Origin of the sequence: Streptomyces sp. NPDC060209 (genome assembly GCF_042728155.1) — a bacterium.
Lineage (GTDB): Bacteria > Actinomycetota > Actinomycetes > Streptomycetales > Streptomycetaceae > Streptomyces.
The window spans coordinates 64846-80934 of the sequence record NZ_JBHWZS010000006.1 but is presented as its reverse complement, the minus strand read 5'-3'; the positions used below and the strand labels follow the sequence as shown (position 1 = coordinate 80934).

General features: G+C 68.1%; 18 protein-coding genes and 3 pseudogenes. 6 read left to right on the top strand and 15 right to left on the bottom strand.

Annotated features, from left to right (window positions below; translation table 11 throughout):
* The first annotated feature begins 209 nt into the window (after positions 1 to 209).
* The gene (locus ACFWFI_RS02625; RefSeq protein WP_387384597.1) at positions 210 to 587 is read left to right on the top strand and encodes a hypothetical protein; all 378 of its coding nucleotides are present in this window, start codon (positions 210 to 212) and stop codon (positions 585 to 587) included.
* Positions 588 to 724: 137 nt separating this feature from the next.
* Complete coding sequence (locus ACFWFI_RS02620; RefSeq protein ID WP_387384595.1) at positions 725 to 1390, top strand: HNH endonuclease family protein; 666 nt, start codon at positions 725 to 727, stop codon at positions 1388 to 1390.
* A gap of 114 nt (positions 1391 to 1504) precedes the next feature.
* Here the strand turns inward: ACFWFI_RS02620 and ACFWFI_RS02615 are convergent, their stop codons facing one another.
* The 3 genes from ACFWFI_RS02615 to ACFWFI_RS02605 all read right to left on the bottom strand — a co-directional run bounded on the left by ACFWFI_RS02615 (position 1505) and on the right by ACFWFI_RS02605 (position 4127).
* Positions 1505 to 2275 (bottom strand): transposase, encoded by a 771-nt coding sequence (locus ACFWFI_RS02615; protein WP_387384593.1) that lies wholly within the window; start codon positions 2273 to 2275, stop codon positions 1505 to 1507.
* Between the two features lie 127 nt (positions 2276 to 2402).
* Positions 2403 to 3284 (bottom strand): helix-turn-helix domain-containing protein, encoded by an 882-nt coding sequence (locus tag ACFWFI_RS02610; RefSeq protein WP_387384591.1) that lies wholly within the window; start codon positions 3282 to 3284, stop codon positions 2403 to 2405.
* 33 nt (positions 3285 to 3317) lie between these two features.
* Entirely contained in the window at positions 3318 to 4127 is an 810-nt protein-coding gene (locus tag ACFWFI_RS02605; protein ID WP_387384589.1) for an alpha/beta fold hydrolase, read from the bottom strand.
* A 263-nt stretch (positions 4128 to 4390) separates the two neighbouring features.
* Between ACFWFI_RS02605 and ACFWFI_RS02600 the strand changes: the two genes are divergently transcribed.
* Positions 4391 to 5299, top strand: a complete 909-nt coding sequence (locus ACFWFI_RS02600; RefSeq protein WP_387384587.1) for a class I SAM-dependent methyltransferase — start codon at positions 4391 to 4393, stop codon at positions 5297 to 5299.
* A 19-nt stretch (positions 5300 to 5318) separates the two neighbouring features.
* Here the strand turns inward: ACFWFI_RS02600 and ACFWFI_RS02595 are convergent.
* The 3 genes and pseudogenes from ACFWFI_RS02595 to ACFWFI_RS02585 all read right to left on the bottom strand — a co-directional run.
* Positions 5319 to 5831 (bottom strand): annotated as a pseudogene (locus tag ACFWFI_RS02595) (SDR family oxidoreductase); the annotation flags it as partial.
* A gap of 148 nt (positions 5832 to 5979) precedes the next feature.
* Positions 5980 to 7254, bottom strand: a complete 1275-nt coding sequence (locus ACFWFI_RS02590; protein ID WP_387384585.1) for an MFS transporter — start codon at positions 7252 to 7254, stop codon at positions 5980 to 5982.
* A 17-nt stretch (positions 7255 to 7271) separates the two neighbouring features.
* Positions 7272 to 7811, bottom strand: a complete 540-nt coding sequence (locus tag ACFWFI_RS02585) for an ArsR/SmtB family transcription factor (RefSeq protein ID WP_387384584.1) — start codon at positions 7809 to 7811, stop codon at positions 7272 to 7274.
* A 53-nt stretch (positions 7812 to 7864) separates the two neighbouring features.
* On the opposite strand from ACFWFI_RS02585, the gene ACFWFI_RS02580 reads away from it, so the two are divergent.
* Positions 7865 to 8086 (top strand): hypothetical protein, encoded by a 222-nt coding sequence (locus ACFWFI_RS02580; protein WP_387384582.1) that lies wholly within the window; start codon positions 7865 to 7867, stop codon positions 8084 to 8086.
* Between the two features lie 66 nt (positions 8087 to 8152).
* Here the strand turns inward: ACFWFI_RS02580 and ACFWFI_RS02575 are convergent, their stop codons facing one another.
* From ACFWFI_RS02575 to ACFWFI_RS02550, 6 genes are all read right to left on the bottom strand, one after another.
* Positions 8153 to 8944, bottom strand: coding sequence for an ABC transporter permease (locus ACFWFI_RS02575; RefSeq protein ID WP_387384580.1), 792 nt, complete (start codon positions 8942 to 8944; stop codon positions 8153 to 8155).
* Entirely contained in the window at positions 8941 to 9942 is a 1002-nt protein-coding gene (locus ACFWFI_RS02570; RefSeq protein WP_387384578.1) for an ATP-binding cassette domain-containing protein, read from the bottom strand. Before ACFWFI_RS02570 ends, ACFWFI_RS02575 begins: the two co-directional genes overlap by 4 nt.
* 308 nt (positions 9943 to 10250) lie before the next feature.
* Complete coding sequence (locus ACFWFI_RS02565) at positions 10251 to 10577, bottom strand: DUF1048 domain-containing protein (RefSeq protein WP_387384576.1); 327 nt, start codon at positions 10575 to 10577, stop codon at positions 10251 to 10253.
* 1 nt (position 10578) lies between these two features.
* Complete coding sequence (locus tag ACFWFI_RS02560; RefSeq protein ID WP_387384605.1) at positions 10579 to 10935, bottom strand: DUF1048 domain-containing protein; 357 nt, start codon at positions 10933 to 10935, stop codon at positions 10579 to 10581.
* Positions 10932 to 11258, bottom strand: coding sequence for a PadR family transcriptional regulator (locus ACFWFI_RS02555; RefSeq protein WP_387384574.1), 327 nt, complete (start codon positions 11256 to 11258; stop codon positions 10932 to 10934). Before ACFWFI_RS02555 ends, ACFWFI_RS02560 begins: the two co-directional genes overlap by 4 nt.
* A 137-nt stretch (positions 11259 to 11395) precedes the next feature.
* Entirely contained in the window at positions 11396 to 11620 is a 225-nt protein-coding gene (locus tag ACFWFI_RS02550; protein ID WP_387384572.1) for a hypothetical protein, read from the bottom strand.
* A 275-nt stretch (positions 11621 to 11895) separates the two neighbouring features.
* On the opposite strand from ACFWFI_RS02550, the gene ACFWFI_RS02545 reads away from it, so the two are divergent.
* On the top strand, positions 11896 to 12993 hold the full coding sequence (locus ACFWFI_RS02545; RefSeq protein ID WP_387384603.1) for a MerR family transcriptional regulator: 1098 nt from the start codon (positions 11896 to 11898) through the stop codon (positions 12991 to 12993).
* A gap of 4 nt (positions 12994 to 12997) precedes the next feature.
* On the opposite strand, the pseudogene ACFWFI_RS02540 reads toward ACFWFI_RS02545, so the two are convergent.
* Together ACFWFI_RS02540 and ACFWFI_RS02535 are read right to left on the bottom strand one after the other, a co-directional pair.
* Positions 12998 to 13410 (bottom strand): annotated as a pseudogene (locus tag ACFWFI_RS02540) (Tn3 family transposase); the annotation flags it as partial.
* A gap of 87 nt (positions 13411 to 13497) precedes the next feature.
* Positions 13498 to 13902, bottom strand: a complete 405-nt coding sequence (locus ACFWFI_RS02535) for a MerR family transcriptional regulator (RefSeq protein WP_387384570.1) — start codon at positions 13900 to 13902, stop codon at positions 13498 to 13500.
* A gap of 267 nt (positions 13903 to 14169) precedes the next feature.
* On the opposite strand from ACFWFI_RS02535, the gene ACFWFI_RS02530 reads away from it, so the two are divergent.
* On the top strand, positions 14170 to 14910 hold the full coding sequence (locus ACFWFI_RS02530; protein ID WP_387384568.1) for an MBL fold metallo-hydrolase: 741 nt from the start codon (positions 14170 to 14172) through the stop codon (positions 14908 to 14910).
* A gap of 249 nt (positions 14911 to 15159) precedes the next feature.
* Here ACFWFI_RS02530 and ACFWFI_RS02525 read toward each other — a convergent pair.
* Positions 15160 to 16035: pseudogene (locus tag ACFWFI_RS02525) on the bottom strand (SDR family oxidoreductase); the annotation flags it as partial.
* Positions 16036 to 16089 lie beyond the last annotated feature (54 nt).

The following is a 16089-nucleotide window of genomic DNA, read 5'->3' as shown; positions in this document are numbered from 1 at the left end:
GGTGAGAGCGAGCTCTGGCAGCGCCAGCACGACCTTGACTGTCGACTTCCCCGCCCTCAGAGCCGCACTGGCTGCGCACACATCGAGCGCCCGTCGTACGGCCTGATCAGCGGGCCCGAGACGCACGCGCCGTACCGGCCTGGTCGCCCGCGTGGGTGAGAAGTTGTTGCCAGCGGTGCCCCGCCAGGGCGGGGTGCGTTGAGTACGTCATGCGAAAGATCATGTGCTTTGCGGCATCTGTGATGGCTTTGGGGTATCTGGGACAGGCAACGGCGCACGCCAGCGGCGGCGCCGATGACGGGCCGGTCGGCATCGGTGTTATCGGTGAAGGGCTCAAGGTGAAGGAAGTCCGGGCGATTCTGACCGGCTGGGAGGCGGGCGCCAAGGCCCGGGTCAGCCTCTGGAAGGGTGACACCTACATCCGTCACGTGCGGGGATGGAAGTACACCACTTCCAAGGAGGCTGCCCGGCATAAGTTCGAGATCGCGACCTGGAAGATCAACAAGAGCTTCCCCCACGGGTCCAAGCTGTGCGTGGAGTTCAACGGTTACCCCGACCGGATGCCCTGCGTCACGATCAAGCGCTGAGGGGGCCACCGGCTCCCTTTGCCTCACCGGCGGCGGCCGACGCGAGGTGAAGTCGGTAGTACGACTTACCGCCCGCAGGGGTGACACGGCGGCCCGTCCTGCCGCCCTGCGGGGTGCACCGGCAGTACAAGGGCGTCATGATCAACAATGTTGCGCGTGGTCTCGCCGCCGCTGCCCTCACTCTTGTGCCCCTGCTCGCCACGACCCCGGTCCAGGCCGCCGAAGTCACCACGCTCGCCGACGGTGTCCAGGCGCTGCCCCTGGCCGCGGAGTCCCGCACCGGGTATGAGCGCTCGTCCTTCAAGCACTGGGTTGACGCCGACAAGGACTCGTGCAACTCCCGTATGGAGGTGCTGATCGCCGAGTCCCGGATCGAGCCCACCGTCGAAGCCGGCTGCAAGGTGACGGCGGGGGAGTGGTACTCGTACTACGACGGGCTCACCCTGACCGCGCCCGGCGGCCTGGACATCGACCACATGGTCCCCCTCGCTGAAGCCTGGGACTCCGGTGCCTCGCAGTGGACAACGGCCCGCCGCGAGGCCTACGCCAACGACCTGGACGCCGAGCGCTCCCTGGTCGCCGTCACCGCGAAGACCAACCGCAGCAAGGCCGACCAAGACCCCTCCACCTGGCTCCCGCCGCTCGCCGACGCCCGCTGCACGTACGCCGCGGACTGGGTGGCCACCAAGCTGCGTTGGGGCCTGACCGTCGACCAGCCCGAAGCGGAAGCACTCACCACCCTCGCCGAAACATGCGGCAACCAGCCACTCGCGTACGAACTCGCCACCGACGCAGGAAAGTAGCCGAATCCCCGGCACGCTGCCCTCCCCGGCGGACACCGCTGGCGAGGGCAGCCTCTAAAGGTTGTTGCAGAAGGGTGGGTGTGGGCAGGCCAGGATGGCGGTTGACCTGCTGGTTCAGCCTGTCATGGCGAGGTTGTGCATGCTGGCGACGGCTTGGACCGCGTGGTGAAGGCCATCTCCTTTCTGGCGGCAGTCGCGGAGGATTTTCCAGTTCTTCATGCGGGCGAAGGTGTGCTCGACGCGGGCGCGGACGCGCCGGTGTTCGGCGTTGTCCTCCTCCTGGCCACGCAGAAGTGGGCGTCCGGCTCTTCTGCGGTGCGGGACGACCAGTCCGGTTCCCAGGTAGGCGCCGTCTGCGATGACCGTTGTCCCGGCCGCGATGGCGGGCAGGTCCGATTCTCGCCAGGCGTGGGCGTCAGCCTTGTTCCCGGGGACGGGGCGGGCTGAGGCGATCACCAGGCGGCTGTCCGCGTCGATGATGACCTGCACGTTCGCCGAGAACCGATAGTTACGGGAGGACGCGGCGACCCTGCGGTCGCGGACCGGGACCAGGGTTCCGTCCACGATCCACAGCCGGTCGACATCCGCGACAGGCCGCGGCGCCGGCTCGATCGCGAGGAGCGGCCGCAGGCGATGGATGACCCGGCAGACGGTGGCCGGTGAGCAGCCGAACAACGGGGCGAGCTGGCGCATCGTGAGGTTGGTCCGGTAGTAGACGGCCACCAGGAGCACCCGGTCCGCCAGTGGCAGGCACCACGGGCGCCCTTCACCGGGGCCGTTTCCGCCCCGCTCCCGTACTACCTTCACCAACTTCTCGAACCGGCCCATCCGCAAGCCGGTGAACGTCTCCACCCACAACGACTCAGCCCGCAACACCCCGCCCATACAAGAGGAATGCCCTATCCCAGGCGTTCTGCAACAACCTTTAGGCGCCACGAAAGCAGCGGTCTTCACGCGGTAGGTCACGACGCTGCCCCGGCGAGCGGGAGGCGGATTGTTGGAGACAGGCTGTTCAACCAAGGTCAGGGATGTGTCCGCCACTCGTCATAGAGCTCCGCGTCGGCGATGAAGCCGGCCACGCAACGTCGTCGATCGCGAGCCACGGCGCGTCGGCCACCGCCGTGGGAGTAAGTTCGGCGAACGACTTGACCTCGCGGTAAAGGTGGGACTGGTCGACGTAGCCACATTCAGCGGCGACGCCGGCGGCGGCATGACCCGCCGCGAGAAGGCGGGCGGCGTGGTCGAACCGCACCAGTCGGGCGGCGCGTTTGGGCGCGATACCAAGCTGAGCCCGGAAACGAGCCGACAGACGCTTCCGGCTCCAGCCGACCTCGTCGGCAAGGCCGTCAACCCGCGCCCGCCCCCGGCTGGCGCGCATCTGCCGCCAGGCGAAGGCGACCTCTGGGGCGACAGTTGGTCGGCTGCCCAGGCGCCGGCCGAGGAGGTCCGCCGCAATCGTGAACCGTTCGCCCCATGACGCGGCGGCGCGCAGCCTGTCCTCGGTTCGTCCGGCGTCGCGCCCCCAGACATCCTCGAGGGACACCACGGCCCCAGTGAGCTCGGTCGCCGTGCCGAGCACAACAGCCGCTGCGGCCGGATCCAGCCGGATCTGGAGGCACTCGCCCACTCGGCCGCCGGCCCGGAGATCGCCGGGGAGGAGCCCGACCACGGCACTGCCGCGGACATCCCGGCCATGGGTGCGGTGCACGAGGCCTTCGCCCTCGCTCAGGTCGATGAACAAGGTGACGGAGGGATGCGCGACCATCGCAATGTCCACGGATGCCGGGGCGCGGTGGCGGAACCCGGCCATGCTGACCCCCGGCAGCCAATCTGGCGAGCGGGGGACGGCGATGTCCACAAGCGACCAGTCGAGTGGTGCCCCTGTCGACAGCATATGACCAGCTTAGACCTCGTCAAGGTCGGGATGTCAGCGGTCTGTTGCCGCAAAATCGAGGAGCAGCTCGCTGGTCGCCTCGGGCGCTTCGAGCATAGGCATGTGCCCGACCCCGGGCAATTGCTCGACCCGCGCGTTCGGCACCGCGTCGTACTGGTGCACCGACGACGGGTTCCAACGGGGGTCGGCGGCGCCGAAAATGGCCAGTACGGGCACGTCGAGGGCGGCGAGACGCTCGGGCACACTCCGCTCGGCGATGTACTCCGTGTTCCGGCGCAGCACCGTCCTGAACGTTCGGTACGTGGTGCCCCGCATCTCGGCGACCACGTCGTCCGGGACATCCACTGGACGAGCAGCCGCCGCCCCGATCCCCTTGCGGATCATCGCGTCTGAGCGCCTCGACCACAGGAGAGGGCCGAACGGCGGGCCCAGCACGATGCGATGGACGAGCGGCTGCGGGAGGAGTGCGTCGGAGCTTGGGCCGGTGCTGATCAACGCGATCGACCTCACCAGGTCGGGGCGCTGTTCGGCAAGCGCGGTGGCGACATAGCCGCCACTGGAGTGTCCGATCACGGTGACGGGACCGAGGCCGAGGTGGTCCAGGTGCACCGCTACCTGGACCGCCTGCTCGGGCACGTCGTAGGAGGCCGCGGGCGGTGACTGGCCGCAGCCCGGGAGATCGACCCGGAGGACGTGATGATGACCGGCGAGTGCCGGGACCATCGGGCTCCAGGAGCCGCCCGAGGCGCCCGATCCGTGGATGAGCAGCAGCGGTAGCGCCTGTCGAGGGCCATCGTGGACCGCATGCATTCCATGTACGTGCTCAACGTCGTACTCATTCATGCGAGTGATGATGCGTGGGGTGTCGACCATCGGTCTTGTACAAATGTCGTTGTTGAGTTGACGACTGCATTCGGTCATTGCGGCACCAGGCAAGGCACGGACCCCAGTTCTAAAACACGCCCTAGCCTTCGACGGCCCGATTGCGATGGCCGATGGGAAGCATCCCCACATGCTGCCAACCCCGTCGCAGCCCCCACGCTGAACCCCGCGAAGGGCAGGAAAACGGTGGAGCGGTCGTAGTACGTGTCCGTACCGTCCGTGGGATGACCTATCTGAGTTCCCAGGGATTTCTGCTGGGCATCGAGGGTGCCGCCTTGCTGCGCGGCTTCAGGGAAGGAAGCGCCGACCGAGCGTTCGTCGAAACCCGGATCGCCGAGATCCGCGCCCTACTGGATACGCCCGCCCTCGCGCAGGCCGAGGGGGTTACGGCGAGTCCGGGCACAATCAGCGTGACCGACGTCTACCAAGCCTGGGCGCCGCACTACGACGCCCCTGGCAACCAGATGATCGACATTGAGCAGCCCGTTGTCCGGCGCATCCTGGACGGCCTGCCGGTCGGCACGGCGCTGGACGCGGCCTGCGGCACCGGCCGTCATACCACCTACCTGTGGGAACTCGGACACGATGTGATCGGCGTCGACGCCTCACCGGAAATGCTCGCCCAGGCACGCAAGCGCCTGCCAGACGTTGCCTTCCACAAGGCTGACCTGCACCGGCTGCCGCTTCCCGACAACGCAGTCGACACCGTCGTCTGCGCGCTCGCCCTGACGCACGTCTCTGATCTGACCCCCGTATTAGCGGAGTTCGCGCGTGTCCTGCGTCCTGGTGGGAGCCTGGTGATCTCGGATGCACATCTGCTGGTGTCCTACCTCCGGCCGACCGTGGCCCGCCGTGGCGGCCCGGACGGCCGTCCCTCCTCGCCGAATACCACCGCCCGCTCAGCGCCTATCTCGCCGCAGCCCTTCCGCTGGGCTTCCAAGTCCAGCAATGCGAGGAACCCCGCCGCTCGCGCCACTCCCTCGATCCCGACACCGCCCCGGACCCACTCCCGGTCTCTGTGTCCTGGGACTTGTTGCACTGGTGCCCGGAAGCGTCGGCCGCAGCCTTGGACGATTCCCCGATCGCGGTCATCTGGCACTTTCAACTCGACGGCGTCCGGGAGGGCTGAGTAACCGGGGTTCTGGCATACATTTAAGGCCAATCAGGGTCCCCTCGCCATTGCGGGAGTGGTGTGCCGCCGGTGGCGTTCATGATCTCGCCGGTGATGAACGAGGCGTTTGCGGAGGCGAGGAAGACGTAGGCGGGCGCCATCTCCGCGGGCTGCGCGGGGCGGCCCAGCGGGCTCTGCTTTCCGAGCTCGGCGGTATCGGGCAGCGTCGCCGGGATGAGGGGCGTCCAGACGGGCCCCGAGGCGACGGCGTTGACGCGGATGCCGTCGGGAGCCAGCATCTGGGCGAGCCCCTGGGGGAAGGTGACGATCGCCCCCTTGGTCATCGCGTAGTCGAGCAGGTGAGGGCTCGGCTTGTAGGCCTGCACCGATGTGGTGTTGATGATCGAGCCCCCAGCCGGGATGTGCGGCAAGGCACTCCTGCACAGCCAGAACATCCCGTAGAGGTTTGTGAGCATCACACGGTCTAACTGCTCGGTCGAGATGGCGGAGATCCCGTCGGGCTGGGACATCTGGTACGCCGCGTTGTCGACCAGTGAACTCATGAATGCTCAGCTGAAGGGTGATGCTGTGTCAGTGGCATTCAACGAGGAGGCGCGCAAGCTGCTCCAACTGAGCCAGCCATTCGTTGCGCCCCGCCGGGGGCCTGGTACTCGACTGGTTGTGACGCCTTCGCGGCAGGCGTCACAACCAGCCGGGTGCACTCTCCTGGGCGGAATCCTTGGATGCCGGGTGATCCGGACCGCCGGCCGGGGCGGCGGCACGCAGCGCCGCTTCGACCCGGCGGTTGCTGGTCATGGATGCCGTGACGGCCGTCATCGTCAGGAGGAGGCCGGCGGCGGCGTAGAGCGCGGTGCGGATGTCGTAGGTGGTAGCCAGCCAGCCGCCGAGGAAGGCCCCGATGGGGGCGGCGCACATGGCCAGCATGCGGGAGGTGGAGGCGACCCGGCCCATCAGGTGGGCGGGGACGATCGCCTGTCGGAGGGAGGGCGCGAGCACCATCGTGGCGCCCATGCCGGCCCCGCAGACGGCGAGCGCCAGCCCGGCGACGTACGGGTTCGGGGCAGCGGCCAGGCCCAGGATGGCAAGCCCTTCGACGGCGGCTGTGCAGATCAGTGCGGTGCCGGTGCCGAGTCGTCGGCCAAGGAAGGAGGCGATGCCTGCACCGAGCAGGCCGCCGGTGGCCTCCGCTGTGAGGAGCAGGCCGAAGCCGTAGGTGTCGATACCCAGGCGGTCGTGCGCGAAGAGGGCGAGGACGGTCTCCACAGCGAGGAAGGCGACGTTCCCGACCGCCGGGCGGAGCGCCAGCCCGAGCAGCACCCGGTCCCGGAAGACGTACGAGGCCCCGGCCCGCGCTTGCCGAAGCAGCGACTCGCGGACCTCCGGCACGGGCCGGGGCATGGCGGGCAGCGTACGGACGAGCAGCGCGGAGAACAGGAACGACACCGCGTCGGCGAGCAGCGGAACCGCCCGCCCGAGCGCGAGCAGCGCACTGCCCGCAGGCGGCCCCGCGAAACCGGACATGGCGGTCTGGGCGCCGCGCAGGCGGGAGTTGGCGCGCTCCAGGAGCGCGGGGTCGCGGCGGAGCAGATCCGGCAGGTAGGCCGTGGCGGCCGTATCGAAGAACAGCCCGCCGAGGCCGAGCAGGAAGGCGACGGCCGCGAGCAGCGGAATGCTCAGCACGTCGAGCGCGGCCGCTGCCGCCGGTATCGCGAGCAGCGCCGCACGCGCCGCGTCCGCGACCCACATCGTGCGCCGACGGTCCCAGCGATCCACCAGTGCACCGCCGAGCACCCCGAAGAGCAGCCACGGCAGCGTCCCGGCGGCCGTGACGACGGCGAGCGCCATGGGATCCCGCGTCAACGTCAACGCGAGCAGCGGCAGCGCGGCGTGCGACACCCCGTCACCGAGCGAGGACACCGTCTGCGCAGTCCACAGCCGTCCGAACCCGGTCGGCAACTTCCGGGCACCTGAGGTCACTTGGCTCCCCCCTCGGTCTGCTCGCGCGGTGCCGGGTGGAACAGTGCGAAGACGAGTGACGCGTCCGGCAGCGACGGATCGGACAGTTCCCGGTACTCGTCCGCCAGTGCCTGCAGCCGCGCCCCCAGCTCCGCGAACTGCTCCTCGGTGAGCCGCAGATGCGCCATCCGTACGTGCCGCTCGCCGTCCGCCGGCGACGCCTCCAGGTCCGCCACCGCATGGCGCATCAGCACGTCCGGCCCTCCTTCGCCCGGATCCGGCAGCGCGATCGCCCGCGCGGCCATCGCGTAGTACCGCTCGGTGACCCCCCGCACCTTCCGTGTCCGTACCACCTTCACCAGGCCGGCCCGCTCCAGCAGCCGCACGTGATAGCTGGAACTCCCCTTCGCAAGGCCCATCCGCTCGGCGATCTGCGTGATCGTCGCCGGCTCGAAGCGGAGCACGGCCATGATCCGGTGGCGCGTGAGATTGGAGACGGCGCGCAGCTGCTCGTCAGTGGTGACGTGAAACGTCTCGGGAAGATCGTCGGTGGGCATGAGAGCAATGGTCAACGATTCTTGACCATTGGGCAAGGGGATTTCGCGCAGCTTTGGACCGGCTGGCCGACCTTGCCGACGCTCCTGGCGGCCACGAAGAGCTGAGCGAGCTGCTGGACCAGGGGTCTGTGCACGCCGGGTTCCTGCTAATCCGACGCGCGTCCGCGACCGGCGGCCTGCGCGAGCCGCAACGGATCTCCGACGCCGGGTATGACGAGGCCGGTAACGAGCTGGACCGGCTGCTGAAGGCGCCGACCGACGGGCATCGGGACTGAGTATCCGACCGACCGCCGCAGAGGTACTTCCGCGCGGTCAGCTCGGCTACTTCGGGTCCAGCTCGGCTACTTCGGGTCGCGGTTGAACTGCGCCGTCGACCAGCGGTAGCCGAGCGCGATCAGGCCGACGCACCAGGCGATCGCGATCCAGCCGTTGTTACCGATCTCGGTGCCGAGGAGGAGGCCGCGGAGGGTCTCGATGGCAGGGGTGAAGGGCTGGTACTCGGCGATCGGCTGGAACCAGCCCGGCATTGTGCCGGCCGGGATGAATGCGCTGGAGATGAGCGGCAGGAGGATCAGCGGCATGGCCATATTGCCGGCCGCCTCGGGGTTGGGACTGGCCGCGCCCATGCCGACCGCGATCCAGGTGAGTGCCAGGGCGAACAGCGTGATCAGCCCGAACGCCGCGATCCACTCCAGTGCCGTGGCGTCCGTGGACCGGAAGCCCATGGCCACGCCGACGGCGCCGACGAGGACCACGCTCATCACGCACTGCAGTACGCCGCCGACGACATGCCCGACGAGCAGAGAGCCCCGGTAGATCGCCATCGTGCGGAAGCGGGCGGTGAGGCCCTGGGTCATGTCCACGCTGACGGACACCGCGGCGCCGATCACGGTGCTGCCGATGGTCATCAGCAGCAGGCCGGGGACGATATAGGCGATGTAGTCGGAGCGGTCCGCGCCGCCGCCACCGATTCCGGCGCTCATCACGTCGCCGAAGATGTAGACGAAGAGCAGCAACATCATGATCGGTGTGAGCAGTAGGTTCAGGGTCCCGGACGGGTAGCGCCATGCGTGCAGGAGGTTGCGGCGCAGCATCGTGTTCGAGTCGCGTACGGCGAGAGAGAGGGCGCTCATCGGACGTTCTCCTTGGGCTGGTGGGGGACGTTGGCCGGGCTGGTCAGGGCGAAGAACACGTCGTCGAGGTCGGGGGTATGGACGGTCAGTTCGTCCGCCTCGATGCCGGCGGAGTCGAGCCGGTCGAGAATGGAGCGCAGTTCGCGCTGACTGCCGTCGCTGGGGATGGAGAGCGACAGTGCCTCGTCGTCCCGGGTGACCTCGCGCAGGGCGTCAGCGGCGGACTGGTACGTGACCGGGTCGGTGAAGCGGAGCCGGATGTGCCCGCCCGGGACGAGCCGCTTGAGCTCCTCGGCGGTGCCTTCGGCGGCGATCTTGCCGTCGTTCAACACAGCGATGTGGTCGGCGAGTTCGTCCGCCTCCTCCAGGTACTGGGTGGTGAGGAAGACAGTCACGCCGTCGGAGACGAGGCCGCGGATGATGCCCCACATGTTGTGGCGGCTGCGAGGGTCGAGACCGGTGGTCGGCTCGTCGAGGAAGATGATCCTCGGGCCCCCGACCAGCGTCATCGCGAGGTCGAGGCGGCGCTTCATGCCGCCGGAGTAGGTCGAGGCGGGCTTCTTCGCGGCCTCTACCAGGTCGAAGCGCTCCAGGAGCTCGGCGGCGACCCGCCGTCCCTCACTCTTGGACAGGTGGTGCAGGTCCGCCATGAGGAGCATGTTCTCCTCGCCGGTGATCAGGCCGTCAACGGCGGAGAACTGCCCGGTGACACCGATGGCGGCACGGACCGCCTGCGGGTCGGCGCCCAGGTCGTGCCCGCCGACGTGCAGGTCACCGGCGTCGGCGGTGAGGAGCGTGGACAAGATCTTGACGACGGTGGTCTTGCCGGCGCCGTTCGGGCCGAGCAGCGCGAACACAGACCCGGCCGCGATGTGCAGATCGATACCGTCGAGGACGAGCTTTTCGCCGTATGACTTGCGTAGCCCGACGGCGGAGACGGCGGTCGGTGACGGGTGACCGGCACCTCGCCTGGACGTGGGCATGACAGATGAAGGCATGATGGCTTCCTCTCGGAGGATGAAGACACAGGAAAGTGAAAGCTGTTCGGGAACCCCGATCGAGCGACTGTCCGCGCTGCACGTCAGTCGTGACGTCTGGGGGATGGTGTCGAGCGGCCCGCCGCCGGAGGTCCTGCTCGCCGGGGGCACGGGTAGGGCTGAGCCAGGTGTCGCCCGCCTGCTCAGCCACCTCGGTGGACAGGACCTCCGGCGGCTTCCGGTGGCGGTCGGCCCGCGCCTGTTCGCGCCGCGCAGGGCGAACAGGCGCGCGTGCGGGCCGCTACGCCCACTGGCATGCGGCGCGGGTCTTACTTCTCGGCCGTACCGGGTTCCCCGCTGATGGACTCCTGGTAGACGTCCGCATAGGTGCGTGAATCCTTGACCAGGTCGTCGCAGAACGCGGCGACGTCCGTGCCGATCAGTTCCAGGACCCCCTTGCCCGCAGCGACGCCTTCCTCGAAGAAGTCAACGATCCCAGGGAGCAGGGGCCCGTCAGGCAGGTCGACCGGTCCGACCTTGAACAGGTACTTCTGCATCTCCCTGTAGACGATCTGGTAGTCCGGCGGGAGTGCCTTGACCCGAGCCACGTGCGCCCGCCACTGCTTCTTGCCCTCGATGATGTCCTGGATGCCCACGTCAGCCTCCCAGCCGGTTCAGTTTCCTTGCGACGTTCCTGTTCAACTGCTCGCGCCACCGGTCGCGATAGGTTCGCGCCCCTTCTCCACCGGCCAGCGCCGTGCAAAAGCCTTGGATGTCGTCGCCGAGCACCTCGTGGACGCTCTGCCCCTCTGCCGCTGTTTCTTCGAGCAGCCCCAGGGCGGCGTCGAGGATCGGCATCAGGTTGCGGCCGGTGAAGTCCCCATGCGGAAGTAGGTGGACTTTGATCTGGTCCCACGCCGCCCGGTAGTCGTTCGGCAGGGCCTCCGCCCGTGCCTCGAAAGCCTTCCAATCCCTGGTGAGATCGCTGCCTGTGATGGTTTCCCAGAAGTTCATTTCCCGCCCTCCTTCAGCCTGTCGATGCGTGACGAGACGTACTGCCATTTCGTCCAGAACTTCGCGAGCTCCTCGCGTCCGGCGTCGTTGAGCGCGTAGAACTTGCGCGGCGGACCCACCCCGGATGGTCGCTTCGTCACCTGAACGAGCTTGTTCCTCTCCAGCCGCAGCAAGATGGTGTACACCGTCCCCTCGACGACGTCGGCGAAGCCGAGCTCGTTCAGCTGACGAGTGATGGCGTACCCGTAGGTTTCCTCGCTGCCGATGATCTCGAGCACACACCCTTCGAGCGTGCCCTTCAGCATCTCCGTCAGGTCGTCCATCGCGATTCCTCCTCGACCTCAGCGGTACTGCGTAGCACCGAGTACCACTATACGGTACCACCGAGTAGTGGAGGATGTCACCGTGGAAGGCCGTGTTCTCGTATAGCTGCCGCCACCCGTCATGTAGCGCTGAGTAACTACGCGGGGCTGCGGTCGCGCTGCTGGAGGGCGGCGAAGTCGGCGTGCGCCGTCTCGATGGCCTCCGGGTACGCCTGGGTCTTCTCGTGCTCGGCCAGCGCCCGGTAGATGCTGGAGAGGCTGGGGCTCTGTCCTTTGCGGCGGCCGGCGGGGATGAGCAGGTCGGGCTGGATGTCCTCGACGGTCTCGCCGTTCGCGCGGCGGCGGAGCACGGTGTGCAGCATGTCTCGGTGATGACCGGGGGTCGGCCGCCGTGGTTGCCCTTGCGGGCCGCGGTGTCGAGTCCTTCGAGGGTGGCCTCGCGGATGTTCTCGCGTTCGGTCTCGGCCATCGCGGCGAAGAACCCGAACAGCAGGCGTCCTGGAAAGGGGGGTCGTTTCTGACAGTAACGCGGCGTGCGGCTGCGGCCTCCGCTTCGGCTCTTGCTGTCATGAGTGGGGCTCTTGACCCTCACGCGACGTCAGGCTGCATAGTCGGTGCCGTGGAAGATCACTGGACTGTGGGACGCGTGGCCGAGCTGGCCGGCGTGAGCGTTCGCACGCTGCATCACTATGACGAGATCGGGCTCGTTCGGCCGTCGGCGCGGACCGCGGCCGGGTACCGGGCCTACTCGGCGGGCGACGTGGAGCGGCTGCGGGAGGTGCTGGCCTACCGGCGGTTGGGCTTCGGTCTGCGGGAGGTTGCGGAACTGGTCGGCGACTCGTCCACCGACGCGGTCGCGCACCTGCGCCGACTGCGAGGCCTGCTGCTGGAGCGGCGTGATCGTGCTGACGCCATGGTGGCGGCCATCGACAGGGAACTTGAGACACGGGCGAAGGGACTGACGGTGACACCGGAGGAGCAACTGGAGATGCTCGGTGCACGGCTGTACGACGCGATCGGCGGCGCTTACCCCGCGACACGGCGTACCGAGCCGCGGATCGCCGAGCAGATCTGGGACGCGCTCGGGGACGCGCGGACGGTGCTGAACGTCGGTGCCGGCACCGGCTCCTACGAGCCTGCTGATCGCGACGTGACCGCGGTGGAGCCATCGGCGGTCATGCGGGGGCAGCGGCCTGCCGGCTCGGCACCGTGCGTGGCCGCCGCCGCGGAGAGCCTGCCGTTCGAGGACCACTCCTTCGACGTCGCGATGGCCGTCTCCACCGTTCACCACTGGGGGGACCCGATAGCGGGGCTCCGCGAGATGCGCCGCGTGGCCCACCGCGTGGTGGTGCTGACGTTCGACACCGACGAGCCCGGATGGCAGGACCGGTTCTGGCTCACCCGCGACTACCTGCCCGAGTTCGCCGCCGTCCTCGCGGAATTTCCCTCACTTGCAGGGATGGCCGACGCGATCGGCGCCCGCGCTGAGCCAGTGCCCATCCCGTGGGACTGCACTGACGGCCTGTTCGAGGCGTACTGGCGCCGACCAGGGGCATATCTGGAGGATCACGTCCGCCGTGCGATGTCGGTGTGGACGAGGGTCGGGCCGGAGGCAGAGCAGCGGGCGGTGCGAAGCCTCAGTGACGACCTCCATTCCGGCCGGTGGGCCGAACGCAACAGCGACCTCGCTGACCTCGACGCGGCAGATCTCGGCCTCCGCCTGCTCATAGCTTGAAGTTCTTCAGCCTCGGCATCAGCTTGAAGTCGAGCATGTGAGCGAAGGCGAACCCGACGATGGAGGCACCGTGCGTGTCCGTGTACTGCCGGTCCACCTCCATGTCGGTGCAGTGCCGCAGCACGCCCTCGATCATCGAGGCAACCTCGGAGGCCGAACAGGACTTCAGCTGCGAGTAGATACACACCGACTTCCGCTCGACGTGCCAGTAGATCATCACGCCGGGGCCCGGTAGCGCTGGTGCCACTCGGTCATCAGGTTGGAGGACCAGGCGCCGAACTTGCGGCTGTCAGAGGCACACGCGGTGCCCGTACTCCACCACATCTCATCGCGGACGGCGAAGGTGGCGTTCACGAGCTTCCGCAGGGCCGGGCGCATGTTGGCCCGGTTGACGAACAGGTGCCGCACCCTGCGCAGCGTCGCCTCGTTCTCCCAGTAGATGAAGGTCTGGTTCCAAGAAGCGCGAGTTCACCACGGCCGTGCTGCACGCGTTCTCATGCTGAATCACTGGGTGATCGCTGACCGTGCGCCCCGCTCCACCAGGGCGGAACACTCCGGACAGCCGGAGATGACCGGGTGTACGCAGCGCACCAGGTGGGCCAGGAACCGGTCAGCCAGTTCGAGGTTCGCGACGTGTTCGGCGATCCGGGTGCGCTTCGCGTTGACCAGGCCGATGCGGTCTGCCCGTTGCCCCGCGGCAAGTTCACCGATCTCGGCGAGTGACAGCCCGGCCCGCTGGCAGATTTGGATGAGGCGGGCCTGGCCGATGGTCTGGTCGTCGTAGACGCGATGCCCGGAGGGCAGCCGGCGCGGGGTGAGCAGTCCGATGTCTTCCCAGTGTCGGAGGACATGGGTGGCCACCCCGAGCAGGGCAGCCGCACCGCCGATCTTCAACTCCACTGCGGACATCACACTCCTTTACTTCAGGTCGGCCTGAAGTTATACGGTCCCGTCATCGAACGCACTACCGATCGCGAGAGGGACGATGTTGCTGTGTCCGACGCTGTGAGATCACCGACGCTGGCCGCATGCTGTGGCGCGGTCGCAAGCCTGGCGACGGGTCTTGTCCGTCCCCGCCGCCCCGACCAGCGGTTTCTGCGCGGCTTGACCGACGCGGGGCTACCGGACACGGCGGTGTCGGTCACCGTGTCCGTACTGCGACAGGTGCCACGGTCCGTGCCCACCGCACTGATCGTGGAGGGGCTGTGGCAGCCGCGGCGAATCGCGAACTCGCTGCTGTCGTTCGTGATCACCCACCCGGAAACGACGTTCATCGTGGATCCGAGTGTCTGCCTGGATGTCGACAGCCGCGCCGTTGCTGAATTGCCGGCGTTCCTGCGGGTCGCGGTGCGTCCCCCGGCCGATACCGTCGCCACCGTTACCGCGCTGCGTGAACGGCCGGGTTCCGGCCCAGATTTCGCGCTGCCGACGCACACGCATTGGGACCACGTGTGCGGACTCCTCGATCTTCCCGAACTGCCGGTACATCTGCACCGCCGCGAACACGACTGGGTCATGCAAGGCTCGATCGCACCCGTGGGTGGCGTCCGCGAGGCCCTGCGCGGCCGGGGCATTGTCCAGTACGAACTGGACGGCCCGCCGATCCTCACGTTTGCCGCCAGCCACGACCTCTTCGGCGACGGTTCCGTCGTGCTCGTCGACCTCGCAGGACACACCCCTGGCAGCGTCGGTGTTCTGGCGCACACGGCAACGGGCTGGGTGCTGCTCGCGGGCGACGCTGCCTGGCACACCGACCAGATCGACCTCATCCGGCAAAAGGCCGGCTACCCCGGCGAGCTCGCCGACGAAGACCGGCACGAGACCTTCCGGACGCTGCACCGCCTGCACGCCGTCAAGGACCGAGTCGCCATCATCCCGACGCACGACCACCGCGCGGCCCAGCAGCTGCCGACTTGATCACTCAGAGGGACTCCTGAGGTCACACAGGCTGTCGTCCGGCGCATAGGGGCCGATCCGATCCCGGTACTCCTGCCTGGCGGGCGAGGAACATCGGCCACGTTCAGGCCTCCTCGACCTCCGGCTGGAGGTCACGAAGCCGCAGATAGCGCGAGACGAAGATGGTCTTCTGCGCGCGGCCGACCTCCAGTATCGCCGCGTAGGTGGGGTGGGAGGCGTTGCGGGTGGCACCGTCCCTGTCTGCCATTGCGGGAGTGGTGTGCCGCCGGTGGCGTTCATGATCTCGCTGGTGATGAACGAGGCGTTTGCGGAGGCGAGGAAGACGTAGGCGGGCGCCATCTCCGCGGGCTGCGCGGGGCGGCCCAGCGGGCTCTGTTTTCCGAACTCGGTGGTGTCGGGCAGCGTCGCCGGGATGAGGGGTGTCCAGACGGGCCCCGGGGCGACGGCGTTGACGCGGATGCCGTCGGGGGCCAGCATCTGGGCGAGCCCCTGGGTGAAGGTGACGATCGCTCCCTTGGTCATCGCGTAGTCGAGCAGGTGAGGGCTCGGCTTGTAGGCCTGCACCGATGTGGTGTTGATGATCGAGCCCCCTGTCGGGGTGTGGGGCAGGGCGCTCTTGCACAGCCAGAACATCCCGTAGAGGTTTGTGCGCATCACACGGTCGAACTGCTCGGTCGAGATGGCGGAGATCCCGTCGGGCTGGGACATCTGGTACGCCGCGTTGTTGACCAGGATGTCGATGCGGCAGCCGAACTCGGATACAGCCCGGTCGATGAGCGAACGGCACTGCTTCTCGTCCCGGATGTCGCAGATGGTGGGCACCGCCCTGCGGCCTGTCTGTTCCACTAGGCCGACGGTCTCCCGGGCCTCCTGATCCTTCTCGGGGAGGTGGGTGAACAACACGTCCGCGCCCTCCCGCGCGAAGGCCAGCGCGACCGCACGGCCGATGTCCGAATCACCACCGGTGATCACCGCCTTGCGGTCGACGAGCAGCGCGGACCCTCGGTAGGAGCTTTCACCGTGGTCTGGTGGTGGGTCCATGCGGCCGGTCCAGCCGGGATGTGCTTGGTCCTGCTGGGGGAAGTCAGGGCGGGGGTGGAGCTGGTTCGGGTCCTGCGGTCGTTCACTGCTCGATGGCCTTGTGACGCACGGTCAATCTTGCGTCTGCGGCCTGACGGA